Genomic DNA, 24228 nt, shown 5'->3' with positions numbered 1-24228 from the left:
CACCATTATTTAAGTACAAATGAGTACAACAGTATCACAAATTGATGAAGTAAAAACAACTCCGTGGTCAGGAGGGAGATCTCCCTTCAATGTTGAGTACGGAAAAATTATGATGTGGTTTTTTCTCCTTTCGGATGCATTTACCTTTTCGTCATTACTAATTTCTTACGGCTCACTGCGTTTTAGCGCAAGTGTATGGCCCGCAGCAGATAAAGTTTTCYAATCGGTACCCGGCTTGTTAGATAGCGGAGCGCCGTTAGTTTTTGTGGGCTTGATGACCTTTATCCTGATCATGAGCTCGGTTACCATGGTATTAGCTGTTGAGGCTGGCCATCGTAATGCCAAGAAAGAAGTTTTATGGTGGATGGTAGCTACAATTATTGGCGGTTTTATGTTCCTGGGTTGCCAGGCATTAGAGTGGAGCCACCTGCATCATGAAGGTTTCTGGTGGGGAAGTACACCAGCTATTGAAGAATTAGGTAAGTTTTTTAACGCTGGTGGCACCGATGCTGCAAGGCATTTAACAGCCCAGGAGTTTGCCAACTTATTCTTTACCATCACAGGTTTCCACGGTTTTCACGTATTTACAGGGGTTATAATCAATATTATTATCACCGTTAATGTGTTAAGAGGTACCTATGAAAAACGCGGCAGCTATTTAATGGTTGAAAAAGTAGGTCTTTACTGGCACTTTGTAGATCTGGTTTGGGTATTTGTGTTTACATTCTTTTACTTAGTTTAATAAAATTATATATGTCGTCAGAATCACACGAAGTTCATCACGAAGGCGGTGAGCATGAAACAATGACCCGGAAAAAAATCTGGAAGGTGTTTTTTATATTATTGGCCATTACCTGTGTTGAATTCATTATAGCATTGGTTGTTGTGCCTGGTCATCCAGAGTATCTAAGAGTTGCAAATCCTGTGTATATAGTTTTAACACTGCTTAAAGCATTTTACATTGTAGCTTACTTTATGCACTTAAAGTTCGAAAAATTGGGTTTGGCATTAGCTATTATAGTTCCAATTATATTTATAATCGGTTTAATCCTGGTACTTACTAACGAGAGCCACCACTGGATTGACCTGAGGGGGTAATGAAAGCTGCCATCTGGAAAAAAATTACAGTCCTGGTGCTCATATTAGCAGTACCAGGATTTTTGTATTATTTACTAACCGCAAAAGGTAAAAACCGTTACAAGCCACTCAGCTTTTTCGGCCCAAAGGAAGTAGCCAAAACCACACACAGGTTTCACGGCAAAGATATCCCTGATACCAACTATTACAAGGTCCCAGCTTTTAAGCTTACCGATCAGGATGGTAAACAGTTTACAGAAGGCGACTTGAAAGGCAAAATATTTGTAGCCAGTTTTTTTTATACCCACTGCCCAACCGTATGTACTACCATCAATAAAAATTTAAGCTACCTGGTGGGAACTTACTGGAAAAACAAGATGGTATATTTTACCTCCATTACCGTTGATCCTGAGCGCGATACCCCGGATGTTTTAAAAAAATACCTGCAAAGCTATAAGCCCGAATCAAACCGCTGGGTATTTTTAACTGGCGACACTACATCTATCTATTCCCTGGCCCGTAAAGGCTTTTTAGTTGATGCGGTACAAACAGGCAAGGATGATTTTATATACAGCGATAAGCTGATCCTTATTGACCAGGATAAACACATCAGGGGATATTATTCGGGTGCCAATACCACCGATGTTAACCGACTTAACGACGAAATAAAAGTACTGATTGCAGAAGAGTTGCGTAAAGTTGATAAAGCCTTATACTAAGTGATATGACCGATAAATTTATTTTCCGTTTTGTGGCATCGGTCACCATATTTGTGGTACTGGTAGTTGTTGTTTTAAACCGCCACCTTATCCCCGGTCCGGCAGTAGCCCCGGCGTTTACGCCATACCTGCCTATGCTGAATGCCGTATTGAATGGCACCTGTGCTGTGCTTTTACTTACATCACTTTACTTTATTAAGGAAGGCAACATAAAGGTTCATAAAAGGCTTAATATTGTTACATTTTGTTTATCATCTACATTCCTGGTATCGTACATCCTGTTTCATTACCTGATGCGTAATGATACATTCTACGGTGATGCCAATTTTGACGGAATACTTTCAATTGACGAGCGTGAATCTATTGGTGTACTGCGTACCATATATCTCAGCATTTTGATTCCGCATATTGTATTGGCAGCCGGTGTTTTACCGCTGATATTACTAAGCTTTTACCGTGGCCTGCAAATGCAGGTAGAAAAGCACCGTAAACTGGTACGCTGGGCATTCCCGATATGGTTATTTGTAACGGTAAGCGGTGTAGTGGTTTATTTAATGATAAGGCCGTACTATCATTTTTAACAGGCAGACAATATAGTCTGGCAGGCTTTATTTTAGCGATGCCTTTGGCCCGGGCTGTGCATTCATACGCCTGCAGGCATTACGCTCACTGGCCGGTATCCATTTCCATCCCTATCGCATTGTCTGAACCGGAATTTATGGAATTAGACGACATCTTTGCCCTCAACTATCTTCGTAAGTATGCGATTCTATTTCTAATAATAATTAGTTAAATTTGTAGTATGAAACGAGTTTCAAAAATCATTCTTTTCGTAATGGCCTTTGGGCTTATGGTATGCGCAAGGCAGCCTGTAAAAGCACAATGCGCGCAATGTGCTGCCACTGTTGAAACAAATACTAAAAGCGGCGGTAACGCAGCTAAAGGCTTAAATAAAGGCATTCTGTTTCTTTTAGGTGCGCCTTACTTTGCAGTTGCTGCCGGCGGGTATATTTGGTACAAAAAATATCGCCGTAAAAATGTTAACCTTAACATGCGCGACGAAAAACTGAACCTTAATTAAGTAATTTATATACTCCCCTAATTTATTAACATGCCGGAAACACCAAAATCATGGGCGATGCTTCATTGTAAATGCCCGCGATGCCGTCGTGGAGATATGTTTCAGGGAGGTGCGTATAGCTTTTCAAATAAAATAAACCTCAATTGCCCGCATTGCAATATGCATTTTGAGATAGAACCTGGATATTTTTACGCAGCTATGTACGTAAGCTATGCGCTAAATGTGGGCGAAGCATTAGGCCTGGCCTGGCTTACATATTTAATTACGCACAATTCCGATTCGCCCTGGTTATATCTTAGTGTAATTATTTTAGGCTGCCTTGTACTGGCGCCTATAAATTTCAGATATTCGCGTGTGCTTTTGTTATATTGGCTATCGCCCAAAATACATTACCAGGCCTATTTAGATACTGATGATATACCAGGAAAGTCTTGAATTTTTAAAAGATCTGGCTCAAAATAATAACCGCGAATGGTTTTTGGCCAATAAAGAACGTTACGATACTGCCCGTGAAAATGTAATTGACTTCACAGGGCAGTTGCTCGCCAAACTGCAAAAGATAGATCCGGCGATTGATGAAACTATGGATCCTAAAAAACGGGTAATGCGAATTTATCGCGATATCCGTTTCAGCAAAAATAAAACTCCTTATAAAGATAATTTCGGCGTAAGTATCCCTTCTGCGGGCTTAAAAGGCAGCAGTGCGGAGTTCTATTTGCAGATTTCGCCGGGAAACTCATTTATTGCCGGTGGTTACTGGATGCCCGAGGCTGCGCACTTGAAAGCCATACGCCAGGAGATAGATTATAACGCATCTGCATTGAAGCAGATTATTGATGATAAAGCCTTTATCGAATTATTTGGCGATTTCAGAAAACAAGAGCAGTTAAAGTCTGTTCCCAGAGAGTATAGCGCTGAAAATGAAAATATCGACCTGCTAAAGTTGAAAAGCTTTGTAGCCTGGCATAAAATATCCGATGAGGATATCACAAAAGATGGTGCAGTACAGCTGGTAGCTGATATGTGCAGCAAAATATATCCGCTGAACGTTTTCCTAAAGAATGCACTCGCATAACAACAACTTGAAAATTAACCACATGAAAACTAAATATCTATTATTAGCCGCTGCTTTTTGCATAGCCATTAGCTCATGCAAAATATTATCGCCCAAGGAGTACAGATCATTATTGGCTCAACGCGATTCATTAAATACCCGTACCGGAACTTTGGAATCGCAGCTTGCACAATTGCAGAGCGATACCATGCGCCTGCACCGGCAAATAAGCGATTTGCTAAGCAACAACAGTTCCCTTACCAATAATCTCGATGTTACATCAACCAAAGCCAATCAGCTGGCTGCTGATCTGCAAAAACGCGAAGCCCGTTTAAAGGAGGTGGAAGATATTTTGAAAAAGCGTGATGAAGCCACAAATGCGCTCAAGAATAAATTACAAAAGGCCCTGTTGGGTTTCCAGGCAAGCGGGTTAACGGTTGATATCCGTAACGGTAAAGTATATGTTTCGCTTACCGATAAATTGCTGTTTCCATCGGGCAGTATAACAATTGATGATAAAGGTAAACAGGCCCTGAAACAACTGGCAGAAGTATTGAATAAAGAACCAGACATCAACATGGCAGTAGAAGGCCATACCGACGATAAAAAAGTAAAGAACCTGGGCCAGATCAAAGATAACTGGGATCTGAGTGTATTGCGTGCAACATCCGTAACCCGATACCTTACCGAAGTAGAAATGGTTGATCCGCACAGGTTAACGGCTACCGGGAAAGGCGAGTTTCAGCCAATTGATGCTGCCGGCACTGACGAAGCCCGAACCAGGAACAGGAGGATAGAGATAGTGCTTACCCCTAAACTTGATGAACTATATAACCTGATAACTAAATAATGAAAAAGCTCCCGAAATGTTTCCGGGAGCTTTTTCATTATAAATGTGGTGAAACTTTCGGGAGAGGCTTTATTCCACCTCTTCCATCAAAGTATTAAAGATTACAAACTTTTCATCAAACTTTTGCTGATGGCTGGCCTGGAGCTTGTGAAGGTGATTCATATAATACTGCTGAAAATGCTCAATGCTATCTGCATGGTATTGAACGCAGTAGGTAACCCCCTCGTTTGGAGAATCAATTACAGTTAATATCCGGTATGAGGTAAAAAGCCCGGTAGCCATTACGGCCGGTATGTGAATGGTTTTCATGTAATGAAGCCATTCTTCCTGGATGGTTTCATCCAATATTATAGTGTCGTTGTATACAATCATGGTGGTGCAAAAATAGGTATTTAAGTTGATTAGGTGAATGGTGATTGGTTGATTAGGTGAGTAGTTGATTAAGTGAATGGTTGAGGGGGCTCAACAAATGCATGGTCGATTGATCATGAATTTAAAACCATCTGACCACTCACCTAATCAACCACTCACCAACTTATGAATCCGTTTTATCTCCCCTCAGTAGCCTGAATCGCTTTCGTGCTTCATTGATCCATAAACTGCCGGGATAATCGGTGATGATTTTTTGATACCAGGTTTTGGCGTTGGTTTTATCATCAAGGTGGTTCTCGTAAATATCGCCCAGCATAAAAACAGCATCATCGGCCCACAGCTCCGTTGGATGATCATCGAAGATCTTCTTAAGCAGGGCAACGGCATCAACGTAATTTTTCTGCTGTATAAAAATGCGCGATTTTGCCATCAGGATATCATCATTGAGGCTGTTGCCTGGGAATTTTTTGTCGATACTGTCAAGTGCCACCAGGGCCCTGGCAGGCTGTTCGGCAAAGATCTGCAGATCTGCACGGGCATAAATTTTGAGGGCAGCTCCGGAACTATCAGCAGTGGTATTGTCGTTGATAAGCAGCAGCAAGTTAAGTGCATCATTGGCTATCAACTGCGATGTTGCAGCTTTTAATACATCAAGTTGCCCTTTTGCCCAGGTAAAGTCGCCTGTATAATAGGCCAGTTTGGCGTTTCGGAATTTGGCATCCTGTGCAATGGCGGTATTTGGAAAATCCTTCTCAACCTGGCTGTATAAAAGGGTTGCTTCCCAGGGCAGGTTATTTAACAGGTAAACATCTCCAAGGTCGAGTTTGCAGGAGGCAAGCAGGTCGGTGCGGATGTTCGGGATGGTTACAGCGCTTTCCAGTAATTTTTGGGCGTCGGTAATTTTATGCAGTTTAAAARCCTGCAGATTGGCCAGTTTTTGCATAGCAAAAACGGTATTGTTATTCCGGCCAAATTCGGTAAGCAAGGCCATGTAATCCTGCTCCAGGCCTAATAGGTCTGCCGGCAGATATTTGCCTGCAGTGATCTTTTGGTTTTTGGTATTGATAAGCTCAATTTTAGCGGGAATATACAAGGGATTGCTTACGCCTTTTGCAATAATATACTCATACCCGCGAATAGCAACATCATAGGCCTCGTTGGAGTTCAGCGTTCGGCAAAGTTCATAAATACTGTTCCCTTCATCATTTTGCCGGCGACTGAGAGCCAACGCCTGGTTAAGAGCAAGATCGTACTCCTTTTGCTGCATATATTGCCAGGTAAGCAGTTCGGCATAAATGGTTTGTTGCGGGGCTTTTTGTATCCGTCTTAGTATTGCAGTTTTAAGTAAATTATAATCGGTATCTCCTTCAAATATGTTGGCAAAGGTGGTTTCGGCCTGGGTAATAAAGCTGGGGTTTGATGGCAGAAAGTTAAGATACTCTTCGATAAGAGATACCTTATCCCGTTTAAACCGATAAAGGTTTATCAGTTCATAAGTAAAGGCTTCATCACTTTTGAGTAGCTTACGACCCTGTAGAAATATTTTGATAGCGTAATCAATATTGGCATTCTGATAAAACTGGTTGGCCAGGTTGGCAATTTCCATTTGGTCTGCCGGTAAATTTTTAAGCAAATTGTCGTAAATCGCATCGGCTTTATCAAGGTTGCCTTGCTGTGTATAAATAGTGCCCAGTACAATTTGATATTCATTAACGTTGGGGTGCTTGCGTGTTAGCTTTTTGGCAACACTTTCGGCCTCATCGAATTTTTTAAGACTGAGCAGGGTGTTTATGTAATAGGAATAATACGATTCATTATTTTGCTTGTATAGTTTCTGATAAATTTCAAGCGCTTTTTGAGGTTCGCCATTAGCATTATATTGCGTGGCCAGCTGAAGTTCATTGTTCTGTGCAAACAATTTAGCCGATCCAAGCGAAACAAAAACAATAATTGCAAATAAAGCCCTCATCTATTCAAAAATAGGGAATTAATATTATAACATGACCGTTGGGGGGTAATATTCGTATAAGGATGCACCGGGTAAAATTGTAGTGACATTTTGTTATCGTCAACTAATTTTATCTAATTTGACCTGATTAATAAAATGGGGTAAAACTAAATATGTTGAGCCGGTTAAAGATTTTTTTGTTTATTGGTGTTTTTACAGTTATATGTTCCTGCAAAGATCATGTAAAGCAGATCCCTATTGTTGATTTTTTTAAAACGCCCGAAAAAAGTTTTTTCAGAATATCGCCCGATGGCAAATACATATGTTATTTAAAACCGTACAGGGATAAACAGAACCTGTTTATTAAATCGCTTACAGATGGTAGCGAACATATGGAAACCTCCTTTGAGGATTATCCGGTACGGGGCGATTACTTTTGGACCTTTAATAACCAATTGGTTTTTAACCAGGATATTGTAGCAAATGACGGCTTTAAAATGTATGCGCTTGATGCATCAAAGCATAAAGTGCGCATCATTTTGTCGCTCGAAAAAGTAAAGGTAAGCCTGGTTAGCCGCAGCAGGCAGCAGCCGGATATTATCACCGTGAGGATGAATAAGCGCGACCCTGCTAATTTTGATGTATACCGGCTTAATATTAAAACCGGCGAGCTTACCCCTTACCTTATAAACCCAGGCAATATTACAGAGTGGTTCCCGGATGCTGATGGGAAGATTCGCCTGGTTAAATCTTCGGATGGAGTTGATGAGGCTATTTTATACCGGCCCTATGACGCTGCGCCTTTTAAGCCTGTCATTCAAAATAATTTCAAAAATTCGGTAAGGCCCATAGCTTTCACCGGGGTGAAAAACAATTTCTATGCGCTATCCAACGTCAATCGTGATAAAATGGCGCTGGTTGAAATTAATGCAGAAGATGGCAAGGAGCAAAAAACCATTTTTAGTTGCAGCAAAGCCGATATAATGTATGTAGAATACTCAAAAAGCAAACAAAGGGTTGAGTTTGCCGGATGGGAAGAAGCCAAACCCCGAAAGCATTTTTTGGCGGCTGATATTGAGAATATTTATAAAAATTTACAGCAACAGCTTAAGGGTGCTGAAATTAGGGTAGTTGATCGGGATAGCTCGGAGAACAAATTTATATTGTATACTTATACCGACCGAACCCCGGGGGCGTACTATCTTTATGAGAAAATTACCGGCAAGTTAATCAAACTGGGTGATCTTAACTCATCGCTGGTGCCCGATGAACTTTGTGCCATGCAGCCTATATCGTACAAAGCAACAGATGGGCTAATCATAAACGGATATTTAACCATGCCGTTGGGTAATAAAAAAACTAATTTGCCCATAGTAGTCATGCCGCATGATGGTCCCTGGGCCCGCGATTCATGGGGATATGATGAGCAGGTACAATTTTTAGCCAATCGTGGCTATGCCGTTTTCCAGGTGAACTACCGTGGATCAACCGGTTATGGGAAGGCCTTCAGAAGTGCAGGATACAAACAGGTAGGAGGTAAAATACAGGACGATATAACCGATGGAGTGCATTGGCTTATAGACAAAAAAATAGCTAACCCTAAAAAGATAGCCATTTTTGGCGGTCGTTTTGGTGGCTTCTCTGCTTTATATGGTGTATCTTTTCACCCTGAGCTATATAACTGTGCAGTTGTACAGTATGGGTTGATAAACTTTTTTACCTATATTAAAGATGCACCGCCTTTTTTTAAGCCTTATTTAAAAATGACCTATGAAATGGTTGGCAACCCGGAAACGGATGCAGATCAGTTTCGGGCTATTTCGCCGGTTTTTCATACAGATAAGATAAAAGTGCCGCTGATTATTTTCCAGGGAGCTAAGGATCAGCGGGCCAACATCAGCGAACTGAACCAATTTGTGCGCGAATTGCGTAAGCATGATGTAGATGTGAAGTATTTTTTAAAGCCCAATGAACGTGCTTTTTTTAGAAGCGAGCGAAACCGCCTTGAAATGTATACCGAGATAGAAAAATTCCTGGATAATAATATGAGGGTTAAACCATAACGGTTATGCCGGCACAAAAGAATGTTTACCGCAAAAACTTTTCGCTGATCATCATTTTCCTGGTGCTCATATCCATTACTTTTGTTGTTGCACTTTTTATTTCCTATAACCTCACCTCAAAGTATGTAGAGAACGAGTTTGCCTCCAAAAAAATTGAAGTGCTGGAGCAAACCATCAAGCCATACAATGATTTCTTTCAGAATAAAATACCCGAAATAACATCATACCAGGGTTTCCTTGATTCGGCATCGGCGGGGAAATACGCCGGCTCTGTTTTTCATGATTATGGTTTTGTTAAAAAAGTGGTTTTTTACGATGCAGTTATCGGCGGGCATACCATGCCAATATCTACCCGCAGAAATAACCTCACTATATCACTTAAAGCCACTTATTTATTTGGTCATAAAAAAGGTAAAATATGGGGCGCAAAACAGGTACACCCTGCCGATGAATCTGATTTTAGGGAAATGGCTGCCAAGTTAAGCAGTTATATAACTTTTTCTGATACAACCCGGGTATCCGACCAGGATGAGTTGTACAAAACTTTTTGGGATGTTAAGCCTAATAAAATAACTTATACCAATATTTTGCGGCGGCAGGATGTTAAGGTATACCGCGAATTGCAACACCGTAGTACACTCTCAGACTCCTATAAGCAAAATATGGTGACCTTTTACCTTGATCCTTTTTTACTCAAGGTAAAAAATACTCATCATGAGCTTTACCAAAATGTATCCATACAACCGGTAGTGTATGATCCYATTGACAGCGAAGGGAATAAACTAATAACCGAAGTATCGTTTCCAGGTGCCTTTTCTGATTATAAATTGTTTTTTAGTTCGGAGCAAGGTTATTTAACCGCCGAAACTAACCGTAGGTTTATGCCTATAGGGGCAGCCGTATTATTGATAACGCTTTTTTTGGTGCTTATAGGCTGGCTCATTTACCGTAATCTTAATGTGAACATCAAGTTGTTTAAACTACAGTATGATTTTATTAACAACTTTACACATGAGTTTAAAACCCCGGTTAGCGTAATAAAAATTGCAGGGTCAAACCTTAAAGGGGATGGGGAACTTACCGAACGACAACGCAAGCACTATGGTAAAATTTTGGATGAAGAGGCAGATAAACTAAACGATTTGATGAATAAATTGTTATCATTCACCCAGCTTGAAAATAAATCTATTAGCATTAAAAAAGAAAAAATTATTGTTAACGATTTTGTGGGCCGGTATATTGGTTCTTTTAAAATTAAGTACCCCGATTTTAAGCTGAACTATACGGCAGAAGGCGTACATAGTTTTTACACAGATCCGGTACTTTTGGGCAGCGTTTTTCAAAACCTGATTGAAAATGCTTACAAATATTCGCACCCCAGGCAAAAGGAACTTAATATAAATATAACGCAGAGAAAAGGAAAGATTGTATTTTCTTTTATTGATAGGGGAATAGGAATCCCTAAAAACGAACAAAACAACGTATTTGAAAAATTTTACCGGATAGAGAACCAATATAACCAAAACGGAAGCGTAGGTTTAGGCCTGGCATTTTGTAAAGAGCTGGTTAATTTTATGAACGGAGAGATTACGGTTAACAGTAAAATTAATGAGGGCTCGGAATTTATAGTTACGCTTCCAAACGAAAATTAAAATATGAACAAAGAAATTAAGATCGCGCTGGTTGAAGATGATGAGAACCTGCGTTTCCTGGTTGCAGAGCGTTTGCAAACCGAGGGGTATAAAGTTTTGGAGGCCGATAACGGCGACGATGCAGAGATTATGATACTGGCCGAACAGCCAGACATTGTACTGCTTGACTGGATGCTGCCCGGTAAACCCGGATCTGAAGTTTGCGCCAACATCAGGGAAAAGGGCTACGATAAGCTGGTGATACTTATGACCGCCAAAGCCCAGGATGTTGACAAAATTGAAGCCTATAACTTTGGGGTATCCGACTATTTTACCAAACCGTTTAATATGGATGTGCTGGTGGCTATGATTGATAATAAGATCAAGTTCAGTCTGAATAGTGAAAAAGCAGAATCGTACAAGTTTGCCAATATGGAACACTTGCCCAATACGCACCTGCTGATAAGGGATGGCCGTAAAATTGAACTTACTATACTGGAGAACCGGATATTGCTTTACTTTTTGAAAAACAAGAATAAGGTAATTAACCGCGAAGAACTGATGATGGAAGTTTGGGGCTACAATGCCGATGTAAACACCCGTACGCTGGATATGCATATAGTACGTTTGCGCAAAAAAATAGAAACCAATGCCGATTCGCCGCAATATTTACAAACAGTAAGGGGCATAGGGTATAAGTTTGTGTATAATCAGTAAAATGTTTTCTTTCTCGTCAATTGCAAGATTACTAAGAAGCTATTTAAATTGAGTTTATTAATGTTTTTATGCTTCTAATGAAGTACATAACCGCGTATCATTGCGAATAATCACCAGCTAAGCTGGAAAAAGGTGATGATATGTATGGATACCACAACTGCCCCGTGATCGTCATTGCGAGTAGGTACGACGAAGCAATCCCCAAAATACAGATCGGATTTGCGCAGTTACTCTGTAAGTTGGGGATTGCTTCGTACCTCGCAATGACGGGTAAGAGGTTTGCGTGTATATCGCAATGACGGGTATATCGGGCTTATTACTTCTCATATACCCTCGCCACTATAAAATCATTAAAAAAAAGCTTTTCATCTAAAATCCTATATCCATTCAAATTAAAACAGCTGCTAATCTCCGGTAACTTACCGGCCTCTATCCCACAGATCAATCTAAAAAAAACAAACATGCTTTTAAGCAAAAATCCATGCCACCATTTCCCTGTTAACTGGAAATCGCAATTGAGCCAGATGCACCCTGGCTTTAGCAGAACATGAATATGATCGAACACGGTTTTTAAAGTTTTATTAGTAAAGTTATCAAAAAGAAAAGGGCTGATCACTACATCAAAATCCTGGGAGAGGGATACATTTTCGATTGCATCATTTATAAAATTCACCCGGTTATTGCGTATGTTTCTTTTTTGGGAAAGCGCCATCATCCCCGCAGCAACTTCAACATAAGTAATGTATAATCCCGATGGATAAAGTTTAGTTAGCTCTTCCAGTATCCAGCCTGTGCCACCGCCAACTATCAGGATTTTACTGCCAGGTTTTACATAACCGAGCAAATAAAGCTGCGCGTTCACTATCGCTTTACCATAAACCAACTGCGAAAGGCTATCATAAAACCAGGCCGAATTATTAAAGTTGGCAGCCATATTAATGGCCTTTAAAAATCAGGTTAACGGCCAACAGTACAACATATTGCAATATGAGTACGCCATCCATAAAAAAGAAATAATAGTACTCATCTTTTTCCCGGCCGGATTTAAAGATAAGCCAGCCTGTGAGGAAAACTGTGAGTGTCAATGCAAAAAAATCGGGACTGAAACCGTTTTGCCTGAACAGAAAAAGCAGGCCTATATAGCCAGCCAGTAAAACCTGGCAAAACAGGTAAGCATTTTTTTCGCCCCAAACTACCGGGATGGTTTTTAAGCCCATAGTGCGGTCATCAAACAAATCGCGGATATCAAAGGGTATAGTAAGTGCACCAATAAATAAAAACCTTTTAGCTATCAGTATAGTAGTATCGCGCATAGATATATCAGTTGCGTGGTGATGCATTGCTTCAAGTACCGGGAATAGTACGCAGCTCATTGTCCATACCAGGGTGATAAGGAATGGTTTCAAACCAGGTATATTACGCAGCCCAAACTTTTGTTCGCCAACTGCAAATAGTGGTAAACCGTAGCAAAATGATAAAATACCCAAAAAGATGAGCAGTATTTTTGATTCCGTAGTGATCAGGAAAAACAGGGGGACAAGCGAGAGCAGCGAAACTATGGTAAACGTTACCATCAACCGGTAATGGTCAAAAAACCAGCGTACACGTTTGTAGGGCGATGCTTCGGGCTTTTTAGGTTTGGTAATGAGTATGCAGAAATTATATATACCTAAGGTAGAGGTGAATAGTAATCCCAAAACCGATAAAACAGGTTTAGATCCGATGAGGTGAAAGGTAACCAATGCCTGGGCCACAGCGCAAAGCGACATGAAGATATTACTGAACAGCAGAAAATCAAAAACTGATTGAAATATTTTCTTCATTGGGTAATGATCTGCCCGCTTTGATCTTATGCTTTGCTTCCAGAAGGATCGTGCCCGGCTTTTAATGTAAATATCGTAATCTCAGGCAATATTCCAACTCTGCCGTATAAACCAACAAAGCCATAGCCAACATTTACATATAATTGCTGCTTGTTATGCTGGTAATGTCCGGCCCATTCCGGGTAAACATATTTAATAGGGCTCCACTGAAAGTCCTGGTAACGCACACCAAATTGCATACCATGTGTATGACCGGAGAACATTGCATCAATCTGCGGATATTCTGGTAGCACCTGTGCCCGCCAGTGAGATGGATCATGAGAGAGGAGGAGCTTTACGGGCAGGTCATTGGTGTTTTTTGTAGCCAGATCCATACGTCCATACTTAGGGAAACGACTAAATTCTCCCCAGTTTTCAACACCAAGTATTCCTATTTCCTCGCCATTAACTTTAAGCCGGCGGCTTTCGTTCAGCAACAGGTCCCAACCCATGTTTTTGTGGGTAAGTACCAGGTCCTTGTGGTCTTTCTGCTTATCGGCGGGATTTGACCAGTCAGTATAATCACCATAATCATGATTGCCCAGGCATGAATAAACACCAAGCGGAGCCTTTACTTTTGCAAAAATATCCTGGTAATACCGCATTTCGCTGGCTTCACTGTTAACCAGGTCGCCGGTAAAAAATATAAAGTCGGGTTTTTCCTTCAACAGCATTTCAACACCGCCAAGTACCGCTTTTTTATTATAAAAACTGCCCGAATGGATATCAGAGATCTGCCCCAGTTTAATGCCATCAAAAGCTTTGGGTAAATTAGGCAGATACAGGGTTTGGTATTTTACATGATAATCGTACAAACCTTTGGGCATATTAATCTTAATGGCAGCTAAAGGCACAGCACCCGCCAGCAAACCGGCTTTCATCAAAAATTCTGACCGGGGAATAGCATTGGGTGGGGTTAGGGCGGTGTTTTTTGCAGATAAGTTTGTAAACCTGGCTTTGCGCCATACCAGTATCCGCCTTACATCATCAATTAGCAAAAAAGGCAAAAATGTTAGCTTTCCTATAAATGTAAGGGAGAAGATTAGCAAACCCGCTGCGCGTACACCAAGCCCCAAATGAAAATAGAGCCCGATTAGCAAGCCTCCAATAATTAAAATGCAGCTTACCCAATAAAAAATGGTAAACGGCTTTCTACGCACCAGCTCCCACTTTTGAAAGGCCCCGCGTATGCCGTGCCATACATACAGATCAATTAGCAATAGTGCCGTAATAATCAGGATAATGTTAAGCGTCTGTTCTGCCATTTATTGCAAAAGTATCAATTATAACGGTCGTCATCTAAATCAAGGTCATCTTCATCAGGCTGCAGATTAAACAGGCTGTTAAACATATCCGAGAAAGCAAAACCGTTATCTAAAAATCCTTTGTTTAACTGCGAAAACTCTGAAAGACCATGTAGCACAAACTCCATCAGTAATAATTGCTGGTTTTCTGTTAAACGCGGATGGAGCTTTTTAACCAGGTCTTTTAACCCAGCAACTTCATTAAGCTCTTTTTTGTAATCAAGTAATGACATATCATCAACCAAAGCCAGGTTGTTACCTTCGCCAAACCAGTTAATAATGCTGGCGTAAGGGTTTACTCCTTTTGCCTTTTTAGCCTTTTCCGGATCGGGGAAAAATTCAAGGAGTGTGGTTTTAATAGCCTTACCTATCAGGATATTGGCCACCTTGCCGGGGCCTTCCAGCTCACCTTCATAAACAAGCTCAATTTTACCGGTGATGGCAGGGATAACACCCAAAAAGTCGGTAATACGCACAAAGGTATCTGGCTCATGGTTCATGATCATGCGGCGCTCTGCATTGCTGATCAGGTTTTCATAGGCCGAAATAGTTAAACGGGCCGATACCCCCGATTTTTTATCAATATATTCGGAACTGCGTGCTTCAAAGGCAATTTGTTCAATAAGATTTTTAACCAAATTGTCGGCTTCAACAGTGTTCCGCTGCTCATCTGTAAGTGAAGCTTCCTGTTGAGTTATTTTTCTTGAAATTTCAACCGTGCGCGGATAGTGTGTCAAAATCTGGCTTTCAATCCGATCCTTAAGTGGTGTAACAATAGATCCACGATTGGTATAATCTTCGGGGTTGGCAGTAAATACAAACTGGATATCCAAGGGCAAACGCAGTTTAAACCCGCGGATCTGGATATCTCTCTCCTGCAAGATGTTAAATAATGAAACCTGGATACGGGCCTGCAAGTCGGGCAATTCGTTAATCACAAAAATACCACGGTGTGCACGTGGGATTAGCCCGAAGTGGATAACGCGTTCGTCGGAGTAGGTTAGTTTTAATGTTGCTGCCTTTATAGGGTCAACATCACCAATTAAGTCGGCAACGGTAACATCGGGTGTAGCCAGTTTTTCTGTATAACGTTCAGAACGATGAATCCAGCCTATAGGAGTATCGTCGCCTTTTTCGGTTATGGCACTATGGCCAAACCATGAAATGGGGTTGTAAGGATCGTCAAACAAATCAGATCCTTCGATGTAAGGCACATATTCATCCAGTAAATTGATCAACAAACGTGCAATACGGGTTTTGGCCTGGCCCCGTAAACCCAGCAACAAAATATTGTGGCGGGATAGGATGGCTGTTTGCAGATCGGGTATAACTGTATCCTCAAACCCAATAATGCCTTCAAAACCGCCTTCACGTTTTTTTAGTTGCTCAATAAGGTTGGTACGTAGTTCATCTTTAACCGAACGGCTTTTGTATGCACTTTTTTTAAGCTGACCGAGGGTTTTAATATCTAATAATTTACTCATTTGTTGAATTTGAAAATTTGAGGATTTGAAGATTTGAAAATGGGAAATCATAATCTTCAAACGACCATCTGATTTTTATTTTATGTAGGAAGGTATGTTTGTCTAATTTAAAAAATAACATTTTCAAATCTTCAAATTAACATATCTTCAAATTAGCGCACCGTTTTCCTTCTATTTTTAATATAATCCTCAAAAATATATTCGCCCAGGCCATTTAATGAACTGTAGAAGGCCTTGCCGCCATTTGTCTCTGTAAACTGGCGTACAAACTGCTGCAGGTAGGGGTCCTTTGCTATCATGAACGTTGTGATAGGTATTTTTAAGCGTTTACACTGGGCAGCCATATTAAGGGTTTTGTTTACCACTTTTCTATCAAGCCCAATGCTGTTTTTATAATACTTGGTACCTTCTTTTAAACAGGTTGGTTTACCATCGGTGATCATGAAAATCTGCTTGTTGTGCGTTTTACGGCGGCGTAGCAAGTCGATAGCAAGCTCCAGGCCCGCGTATGTATTGGTATGGTAGGGCCCAACTTGTAAGTAAGGCAGATCCTGCAGGGTTATAGGCCATGCATCGTTACCAAAAACAACAATATCAAGAGTATCCTTTGGGTATTTGGTCCTAATCAGCTCGGCAAGGGCCATGGCTACTTTTTTAGCCGGGGTTATCCTATCTTCTCCATAAAGGATCATGGAATGCGATATATCGATCATCAGCACGGTAGAAGTAAGGGTTTTGTAGTCCATTTCCTCCACTTCCAGGTCGCGCTCGGTCATCATAAAATCACCGATTCCGTGGTTTACCTGCGCATTGTGAATAGATTGAGTCATGTCAATCTGGTCCAAACTATCACCAAACTCAAACTCCCGCCGTTCTGCGTTTTTTTCATCCCCCTGGCCCGATTGTGGTGAAATGTGATTGCCTTTGCCCGATTTTTTGAGCTTACCAAAGATCTCTTCCAATGCCGATTGGCGAATGCTTTGCTCTGTTTTTGCCGTTATGTTGAAACCGCCGCTTTGCTGGTCATCGCTCAGGTAGCCTTTTTGTTTCAGTTCGTCAATAAAATCGCCTATACCATACTCGTCGTTAGTAAGGTTATATTGTTTATCAAGCTCGTTAAGCCAGGCTAAAGCTTCGCCTGCATCGCCCGAAGTGTAGTTGAGCAATTCAAGAAATAATTTTAATAATTCTTCAAATCCGCCTTTAGGGATCTGGTTGGGTTTAAACTTGGAAAATCCAAAACCGCGCATATTTTGTCCTTTCTTAATATAAAGGAACGGATAATTATTCTTAAAAGTTTGGAGTAGCGGGGATTAAAATAAATTGTTAGGTAAGTATGACAATTTGATAGATGTGCAGATGTGCGGATTTCAGATGTGCAGATTCTTATTTGAAAATTTGAAGATTTGAGAATTGGAAAATGGAACCGCTATCCAATAATAAAGGCCAACAGTCATTTTGACTATCGGCCTTAAGCATTTTTGAATTTTTACTTTTGAATTTTGATTTAAATATACGCCAAACTACTCAACAGCTCTGGCGGATAAATTGGGTTTGCACCACGCTGACTGGCAACAAAAGCCCCTACAGAGCAAGCTTTATCAACCACAATTTGCATGGGGTGGCTGGCCAGTAAACCGGTTACAAAGGTAGCCAGGAACGCGTCGCCCGCACCTACCGAATCGCCTACTTTTACGGGGCAGCCAGGGCTTTCATAAAATTTATGATCGTGCCAAACTATCGCCCCGTTTTCGCCGCGTGTTACGCAAATGGTTTGGTTATGGTATTTGGAACGAAACTCTGCTATCTGGTCTCTTAACGAATTATTGCTGCCACCTATCAGCAGGTTGGCTTCTTCTTCGTTCATTTTCACAACATCGGCACGCGCTACCAGGGTTTCTATGGTTGAAAGTGTAAAATGAGGAGGGCGTAAGTTTACATCAAAAATTTTGAGTGCAGGGGTCTCATCAAGCAGGTTAAGCAATGTTTCGCGGGTAGTTTTTAGGCGACAGGCAAGGCTGCCAAATACAATGGCCGACGCTTTTTTTGCAGCTGTATCAAGCACATCAGTTGTTTCGATATTATCCCAGGAAACAGGTTCGGGAATAATATAGGTTGCCTGGTTGTTTTCATCCAGCTTAACGGTAACCTCGCAGGTAGGAAACTCATCAGATTGCTGGATCAGGTCGGAGTAGAGGCCGTTGGATTTAAGGAACTCAATCAACGCGTCGCCGCTGTTATCCATGCCAACAGAGCTGGCAAAAGTAACGTTTACGCCTTGCTGCACCAGGTGCCTGGCCACATTCATTGGTGCTCCCCCCGCTTTTTTACCATCGCCAAAAGCATCCCATAAAACTTCGCCAAAGCTTAATACCTGATTTTTCATATTGAGTTTTTGTTAGGGCAGTAAAACTCAAATATAGTTGATTTTTTGTCTGAACCGGAATTTTTAGAATTTAAGAATTTTTAGCTTTTTTTATCATTATGTTAATTCATATTTTCGGTAAATTCAGGTTCCACAAAATTCCTATCTTCAAACTATGAAAAAACTCATCCCGTCTTTCTTCTTGCTCCTGATTTCTTGTTTTTGCTATGCCCAGGATAAGCAAGCCATATTAACTGTGATGCATAAGCAGGAACTTGCCTGGAACCGGGCAGATATTGAAAGCTTTATGCAGGGTTACTGGAAATCAGATTCGTTGGTATTTGTAGGTAAAAACGCGCCTGTTTATGGCTGGCAAACTACGCTCGATCATTATAAAAAGCGATATCCGGACAAGGCCGCTATGGGGCAGCTTAAATTTACTATTATGCAAGTAAAAGTACTGAATGCTACTAATGCTTTTGTTTTAGGCGGATGGCACCTTAAGCGTGTTAAAGACGATTTAGGCGGCTATTATACCCTCTGGTTCAGGAAAATTAATGGTGAATGGAAGATAGTATGTGATCATACTTCTTAGATTTGAGGCAGAATTTTTTGAGATGAAGAGAGGATTGGTCATAGGAAAATTTATGCCTTTGCATAATGGGCATATAGCCTTAATTAATTTTGCTTTGGAGCACTGCGATGAACTGGTTGTTTTGGTAAGTGCCAGTGATGATGAGCCAATACAAGGCGCCCGCAGATTGGAATGGGTTACCGAAACCTATAAAGACAATAGCAAGGTTAAACCCTGGTTATTGAATTATGATGAAGCGGTTTTGCCCAATACTTCGGCATCATCAGAAGGGGTATCCAGGCTTTGGGCTGATTATTTGAAAGTGCAATTGCCAGCCATTGATGTGATTTTCGCCTCAGAAGCTTACGGGGCATATATGGGTCGGTTTTTAAACTGCGAGCACATTATATTTGATGAACCCCGCAAAATAGTGCCTGTATCTGCCACGCAGATAAGGAATGATCCTTTTACTTTCTGGAATTTTTTACCTGGTGTTGTAAAGCCTTATTTTATCAAAAAGATTTGCCTGTATGGCACCGAATCAACAGGTAAAACTACTTTGGCAAAAAGGCTGGCTAATCATTTTAATACGGTAGATGTGCCCGAAACGGCCCGTGAGATACTGGAACATACCCATGAATGTACAGAAGAACATTTAATCCGGATAGCCGAATTGCATGCACAAGCTATCAATGAACAAATAAAACGGGCCGATAAACTGTTGTTTGTTGATACCGATTTAAATACAACACGGTCATACAGCCGGTTTTTGTTTGATAAGGATTTGGAAGTACCGGAATGGGTAGCCGCAGCTAATCAGTTTGATCTTTATTTATATCTTGATGCCGACGCTCCTTATGTGCAGGATGGAACAAGACTTAACGAGGCTGACAGAAACAGACTAAATGAGAGCCATCGGCAGGAACTAATTAACCGGGGCATCAGCTACGTTTTAATACAGGGAAATGATTGGGAGGAAAGGTTTAAAAATGCTGTTATAGCTGTAAATAAATTTATTTCCCGATAATTATGTTTTTATCTTATGCCTATCGATCCACTTTTTTTGAAAAGATATCTGTTGATCTCTCATAACCGTTGACTGTGTCCTCGCAGCCAACTTTTCATAAACAGGCTTATGTTTTATTTTTAGTCCTTTCCTTTCTTAAATATTTGCTGAAAACATTAATATATCTTGCGTCAAACTTCACCTTAGTAATATCTTCGAAATTAATGTCTACGGGTTCATCTTCTAAGATGCCAACAGCATCAAAGTTTTGCATCAGCAATTGGTTGTGCGTTGTTTCTAAAATTGGCCCAATAGTGAAAGTATCGATATCAGGATTCTCACATTCAACAATAATATTCAATTTGGTGCTTTTTATACTTTCAAAAAGTGATTGCCAGTTGCTAAGATCAATTTTGTAATTGATCCCCACTATGGTCGCTTCGCCTTCGGCGATCATTATTTGTTTAAAATACTTATCAAATTTATTATGCCGAATTTTCTTTAATTGGTTAACCGGTAAAACCATATATCCATCAAGAGTGAAGTCGCCTGCTTCCTGCAACAAAGCAAAATTATCAGAAAAATCAAGGATATATCCACTGCTTGTTTCTTCAATGCCTTTGGCGACCGTGCGTGTGATTTTAACGTAATCACCAAGGTGAAGTTTTAATTTTTCAGAGATCATAAAGGATAAGATTTGTTATTAAAGGTATAAATTAATACTAACGATTTGGCCATGGTGTAAATCGGCTACGAGAACACATCCGGCGGGCCACAAACAAAAATAGCGACGGGAAACTTTGAATGTTTGGAAGAAATAACAACGGGCAGATAATGTGTTGTCCTTGTTAGAGGAAGGCGGAACTAAAGTTTAAATAAAGCGATCAGTCGGCATGGAACCCGAAAGTTTTGCCTCCCGATTCCCTGCTGTTTTTTATCTGCTGTTGCGGTTTTGTTGCGGTTTTTATTTTATGACAATTGGTAATGTGCTGGTTTTTAGTCAAATGTATTTTTTTACTGTTTCACCTGTTGCGAACGCAACAGCTTTTGGCTATAATGTATACACAGAACTGCCCCCGGGGGGAATAAAAAAATCTTTTGAACCTCAACACAGGCCCATCGCTATAAATGAAAATCTTATTAAAACACGCAACCGGCTCCACGCAACCGAACTTACAACGGTTTGCCCGCAGCTAATTCCCTATTAGCCCATTTTACGGCCAGTTCCTCACGGAATTTGGCGTATTTTTCTTTGAAAGCCATTTTTAGCACACTATCAACACCGCCTTTGATGGCCAGGTTGTATAAGCTCGCGGCCTTACGGCTTACAGATGCATCCCAGGCGCGCAGGCTTAGGGAGTATGATCCGTCGATGTACTTCATCCAGTGCCAGTAGCCGGTAGGCATAAACAGGGTATCGCCATGTTCAAGAAATACCTCTGTGCCTTCTACTCCATCAAGTGCCGGGAATTTTCTAGTGTCGGGGTTTAATACATCATAATCCTCTAAGGCATAAGTAGCATTAGGGATACAGTATAAACGGCGTTTCCATTTATTCTCGAATAAGATTACATGCTTGCGCCCACCAAAATGGGTATGGAAAATATGCGGAAGATCGATATCGTAATGTAAAAATGTAACCGAATTGGAGCCGCCAAAGAACATGGCCGGCATGCTTTCTAAAAAGCCACCCATGAGGTCTTTAGGTAGTACAATATCATCCAATAGCTGCGGAGCCTGTTTAAAAATATTAAAGAAAAAGATGCGCAGCTCGGTAGGCTGGGTACGGATCATATCGATATACTCATCAAAGGGCATTTCGGTAGCCGATGAGTTGATGGGTTTTGATGGATCGGCTTTGGAGTTGTCATACAAAGGCACCACCTTTTTGCCAACCACTTCTTTTAAATATTCAGGTGTCCATTTTTCGCGGGCAGGCCAGCTTTTGGTAAGCCCCTTAATTACTAATGGGCGACGTGGGTTTAAATAGTTCTTCTTAAAATCCTCAGGAGAAATATTTTCAACGGTATCAATTGGGCTAAGTATAAAACTCATATAGGGTACTTTCCAGGGCTGTTTATTTTAACATTGACTTTATATTACCAAAAAGTAAACAAAGGAACGAAATAAAACTTCAAAAGGAAAGTTTTCATCAGGCAGTTTTCCGTCTGCTAAAAGGACTGCCTATTACAAGCCGTCTGCCGCTCGCTCTTTAATTCGGCATTAAAACGGTGTTTACTACATGTATTACACCATTACTTTGGTTTACATCGGCAATGCTGATGAATGATTTTCCGCCTTTTTCATCAACCAGGTATAGTTTTGTGCCTTGTACCATCACGGTTAAAGTGCCACCGCTTACGGTACTCAACTCGGCTTTACCATGACCTTCCTTTACTTTGGCCAGCAGATCGGCCGAACTCATTTTGCCGGCAACTACGTGGTAAGTTAATATTTTTATAAGGCTGGCTTTGTTTGCAGGTTTCACCAGGTTATCAACTGTACCTGCAGGCAATTTACCAAAGGCTTCATTAGTTGGGGCAAACACGGTAAATGGTCCTGCCGAAGATAAGGTTGGCACCAGGCCGGCTGCTTTAACAGCAGTTACCAATGTAGTATGATCCTTAGAGTTGGAGGCGTTTTGTACAATGTTTTTATTGGGGAGCATGGTTGCGCCGCCTACCATTTTTGTTTGGGCGTTTGCTTTTGGCGCTAGTGCAAAAGCTGCTAACGCCAGGGTCAATACGATGAGTTTTTTCATAATTACAGGATAGCGTTCATATTTATGTAAGATACGGTTAGTAAATATAAACGGTTTTAATTACAGTTTTGCTTTGTAACAATGCTATTGACCATTTAACAGATTAATGGTTTATTACTTAAAAAAATAAACCCGCGGCAATGTTATCGGCATAAAGCTTACCGGTAGCAGTAAGATAAATGGTACGCTCTTTTTGGGTGATCCACTCTTTGTCAAAGAAATTCCCGGCCGAAATCAGTAATTGGTCCGAAGAGCCTTTTGCGATGGCATTAAGCCTGTCCAGGTCCAGGCCCCACATGGTACGGATGGAGGTCATGATATACTCGTTAAGGCGGTTTTCTTCGGTAAGGGTTTCTGTTTCGGCGGGTATTTTACCGGTGATGATGGCCTGTATGTATTTGGCATTGTTGGCAATATTCCACTGCCTTACCTCGCCGTTATAGGAGTGTGCCGATGGACCTATCCCCAGGTATTTTACACCTTGCCAATAATTGGAGTTATGCTTTGAATATTGGCCTGGTAACGCAAAGTTCGAGATCTCGTAATGGTCAAAATCATGATCAGCCATGGCTTGCATCAGCACCATGAACTGGGCGGCGCTTTGCTGATCGTTCATGGGCGGTTGTTTTTTTTTGCTGATGAATGATGCCAGGGCAGTTTGAGGTTCCACCGTCATGGAATACGCCGATATATGCGGGATAGCAAGCTCAAATATTTTATCGAGATTTTGTTTCCACTTGGTATCGGTAAGTAAAGGGTAGCCGTATATCAAGTCGGCTGTGATGTTTTCAAAGCCGGCATCCTGTACTCGTTTTACTGCCGTTTCGGATTCGCGGGCACGGTGGGCGCGGTTCATCCATACCAAATCCTCATCAAAAAACGATTGGATGCCAATGCTAAAGCGGTTTATATTGGTTTGTTTAAACGCTTTTACTTTGGCTACGTCAAGGTCATCGGGGTTAGCCTCCAGCGTAATTTCGGCATTTGAGGCTACGGTATGCAGTTCTGTTATCGTATTAATAAGCAGGTGAATTTCGTCGGCTGCCAGCACCGATGGGGTGCCACCTCCAAAGTAAATAGTTTCTACTGTTTCGCCATTTAGGTAACTCTTTTGCAGTTTAATTTCGCTTACCAATGCCTGCACCAACTCATCCTTATATTGCGGCGACGTGCTGAAATGAAAATCGCAGTAATGACATGCCTGTTTGCAAAAAGGAATATGAATGTAGATGCCGGCCATGCTTTTAAGGGTTCGTAAACAAGAATAAAGTAAAGGAAGATAAAGTAATTATATTGGTCATTTTCAGTATTTTATATTAATTTTTTCTCTTTTATTTATTTGCGGTTGACCTTATTTTAT

General features: G+C 41.0%; 25 protein-coding genes. 13 read left to right on the top strand and 12 right to left on the bottom strand.

The genetic code is table 11. The features are described from left to right. The first annotated feature begins 19 nt into the window (after positions 1 to 19). The 8 genes from AC1DO4_RS08315 (at position 20) to AC1DO4_RS08280 (ending at position 4781) form a co-directional block, all read left to right on the top strand. Complete coding sequence (locus tag AC1DO4_RS08315) at positions 20 to 742, top strand: cytochrome c oxidase subunit 3 (protein ID WP_477414729.1); 723 nt, start codon at positions 20 to 22, stop codon at positions 740 to 742. An 11-nt stretch (positions 743 to 753) separates the two neighbouring features. Continuing rightward, positions 754 to 1098, top strand: a complete 345-nt coding sequence (locus AC1DO4_RS08310) for a cytochrome C oxidase subunit IV family protein (RefSeq protein WP_477405463.1) — start codon at positions 754 to 756, stop codon at positions 1096 to 1098. Beyond that, positions 1098 to 1796 carry an SCO family protein gene (locus AC1DO4_RS08305; protein ID WP_477414727.1) on the top strand — a complete coding sequence of 233 codons (699 nt, stop codon included), beginning with the start codon at positions 1098 to 1100 and terminating at the stop codon, positions 1794 to 1796. Before AC1DO4_RS08310 ends, AC1DO4_RS08305 begins: the two co-directional genes overlap by 1 nt. A 5-nt stretch (positions 1797 to 1801) precedes the next feature. Then, a complete protein-coding gene (locus AC1DO4_RS08300; protein WP_477414725.1) occupies positions 1802 to 2377 on the top strand; it encodes a DUF420 domain-containing protein in 576 nt (191 codons plus the stop codon). Between the two features lie 221 nt (positions 2378 to 2598). Next, the gene (locus AC1DO4_RS08295; RefSeq protein WP_477414723.1) at positions 2599 to 2877 is read left to right on the top strand and encodes a hypothetical protein; all 279 of its coding nucleotides are present in this window, start codon (positions 2599 to 2601) and stop codon (positions 2875 to 2877) included. A gap of 159 nt (positions 2878 to 3036) precedes the next feature. Beyond that, entirely contained in the window at positions 3037 to 3312 is a 276-nt protein-coding gene (locus AC1DO4_RS08290) for a hypothetical protein (protein WP_477405471.1), read from the top strand. After that, positions 3290 to 3952 carry a DUF2461 domain-containing protein gene (locus tag AC1DO4_RS08285; protein WP_477414721.1) on the top strand — a complete coding sequence of 221 codons (663 nt, stop codon included), beginning with the start codon at positions 3290 to 3292 and terminating at the stop codon, positions 3950 to 3952. Before AC1DO4_RS08290 ends, AC1DO4_RS08285 begins: the two co-directional genes overlap by 23 nt. Before the next feature lie 22 nt (positions 3953 to 3974). Continuing rightward, on the top strand, positions 3975 to 4781 hold the full coding sequence (locus tag AC1DO4_RS08280) for an OmpA/MotB family protein (RefSeq protein ID WP_477414719.1): 807 nt from the start codon (positions 3975 to 3977) through the stop codon (positions 4779 to 4781). A gap of 69 nt (positions 4782 to 4850) precedes the next feature. Here AC1DO4_RS08280 and AC1DO4_RS08275 read toward each other — a convergent pair whose 3' ends face one another. Both AC1DO4_RS08275 and AC1DO4_RS08270 read right to left on the bottom strand, forming a co-directional pair. Continuing rightward, entirely contained in the window at positions 4851 to 5153 is a 303-nt protein-coding gene (locus AC1DO4_RS08275) for a DUF4286 family protein (RefSeq protein WP_477414717.1), read from the bottom strand. Between the two features lie 163 nt (positions 5154 to 5316). Continuing rightward, complete coding sequence (locus AC1DO4_RS08270; RefSeq protein WP_477414715.1) at positions 5317 to 7122, bottom strand: tetratricopeptide repeat protein; 1806 nt, start codon at positions 7120 to 7122, stop codon at positions 5317 to 5319. A 152-nt stretch (positions 7123 to 7274) separates the two neighbouring features. Here AC1DO4_RS08270 and AC1DO4_RS08265 point away from each other — a divergent pair, with 152 nt between their 5' ends. From AC1DO4_RS08265 to AC1DO4_RS08255, 3 genes are read left to right on the top strand one after another with little or no spacing between them, the layout of a single operon-like run. Continuing rightward, entirely contained in the window at positions 7275 to 9164 is a 1890-nt protein-coding gene (locus tag AC1DO4_RS08265; RefSeq protein ID WP_477414713.1) for an alpha/beta hydrolase family protein, read from the top strand. Positions 9165 to 9169: 5 nt separating this feature from the next. Then, entirely contained in the window at positions 9170 to 10816 is a 1647-nt protein-coding gene (locus AC1DO4_RS08260) for a sensor histidine kinase (protein WP_477414711.1), read from the top strand. Positions 10817 to 10819: 3 nt separating this feature from the next. Next, the gene (locus AC1DO4_RS08255; protein WP_477414709.1) at positions 10820 to 11512 is read left to right on the top strand and encodes a response regulator transcription factor; all 693 of its coding nucleotides are present in this window, start codon (positions 10820 to 10822) and stop codon (positions 11510 to 11512) included. A gap of 316 nt (positions 11513 to 11828) precedes the next feature. On the opposite strand, the gene AC1DO4_RS08250 is transcribed toward AC1DO4_RS08255, so the two are convergent. The 6 genes from AC1DO4_RS08250 to AC1DO4_RS08225 form a co-directional block, all read right to left on the bottom strand. After that, entirely contained in the window at positions 11829 to 12446 is a 618-nt protein-coding gene (locus tag AC1DO4_RS08250) for a class I SAM-dependent methyltransferase (protein ID WP_477414707.1), read from the bottom strand. A gap of 1 nt (position 12447) precedes the next feature. Then, a complete protein-coding gene (locus tag AC1DO4_RS08245) occupies positions 12448 to 13335 on the bottom strand; it encodes a UbiA prenyltransferase family protein (protein ID WP_477414705.1) in 888 nt (295 codons plus the stop codon). A gap of 26 nt (positions 13336 to 13361) precedes the next feature. Further along, complete coding sequence (locus tag AC1DO4_RS08240) at positions 13362 to 14639, bottom strand: metallophosphoesterase (protein ID WP_477414703.1); 1278 nt, start codon at positions 14637 to 14639, stop codon at positions 13362 to 13364. A gap of 14 nt (positions 14640 to 14653) precedes the next feature. Then, on the bottom strand, positions 14654 to 16162 hold the full coding sequence (locus AC1DO4_RS08235; protein ID WP_477414701.1) for a sigma 54-interacting transcriptional regulator: 1509 nt from the start codon (positions 16160 to 16162) through the stop codon (positions 14654 to 14656). A gap of 152 nt (positions 16163 to 16314) precedes the next feature. Next, complete coding sequence (locus tag AC1DO4_RS08230) at positions 16315 to 17412, bottom strand: vWA domain-containing protein (RefSeq protein WP_477404543.1); 1098 nt, start codon at positions 17410 to 17412, stop codon at positions 16315 to 16317. Positions 17413 to 17669: 257 nt separating this feature from the next. Further along, complete coding sequence (locus tag AC1DO4_RS08225; protein WP_477414698.1) at positions 17670 to 18548, bottom strand: carbohydrate kinase family protein; 879 nt, start codon at positions 18546 to 18548, stop codon at positions 17670 to 17672. A gap of 154 nt (positions 18549 to 18702) precedes the next feature. Between AC1DO4_RS08225 and AC1DO4_RS08220 the strand changes: the two genes are divergently transcribed. Both AC1DO4_RS08220 and AC1DO4_RS08215 read left to right on the top strand, forming a co-directional pair. Continuing rightward, positions 18703 to 19122: a YybH family protein gene (locus AC1DO4_RS08220; RefSeq protein WP_477404547.1), complete on the top strand. Its 420-nt coding sequence runs from the start codon at positions 18703 to 18705 to the stop codon at positions 19120 to 19122. A 22-nt stretch (positions 19123 to 19144) separates the two neighbouring features. Further along, positions 19145 to 20128: an AAA family ATPase gene (locus tag AC1DO4_RS08215; RefSeq protein ID WP_477414696.1), complete on the top strand. Its 984-nt coding sequence runs from the start codon at positions 19145 to 19147 to the stop codon at positions 20126 to 20128. Between the two features lie 106 nt (positions 20129 to 20234). Here the strand turns inward: AC1DO4_RS08215 and AC1DO4_RS08210 are convergent, their stop codons facing one another. The 4 genes from AC1DO4_RS08210 to hemW form a co-directional block, all read right to left on the bottom strand. Further along, positions 20235 to 20792: a hypothetical protein gene (locus AC1DO4_RS08210; RefSeq protein WP_477414694.1), complete on the bottom strand. Its 558-nt coding sequence runs from the start codon at positions 20790 to 20792 to the stop codon at positions 20235 to 20237. A gap of 488 nt (positions 20793 to 21280) precedes the next feature. After that, a complete protein-coding gene (locus AC1DO4_RS08205) occupies positions 21281 to 22162 on the bottom strand; it encodes a cupin-like domain-containing protein (protein ID WP_477414692.1) in 882 nt (293 codons plus the stop codon). A 157-nt stretch (positions 22163 to 22319) separates the two neighbouring features. Beyond that, the gene (locus AC1DO4_RS08200; RefSeq protein WP_477414690.1) at positions 22320 to 22868 is read right to left on the bottom strand and encodes a fasciclin domain-containing protein; all 549 of its coding nucleotides are present in this window, start codon (positions 22866 to 22868) and stop codon (positions 22320 to 22322) included. A 118-nt stretch (positions 22869 to 22986) separates the two neighbouring features. Next, a complete protein-coding gene (gene hemW, locus AC1DO4_RS08195) occupies positions 22987 to 24108 on the bottom strand; it encodes a radical SAM family heme chaperone HemW (RefSeq protein WP_477414688.1) in 1122 nt (373 codons plus the stop codon). Between the last annotated feature and the right edge of the window lie 120 nt (positions 24109 to 24228).

The organism is Mucilaginibacter sp. P5_A6 (assembly GCF_056400585.1).
This window is presented reverse-complemented; position numbering and strand designations above follow the sequence as displayed.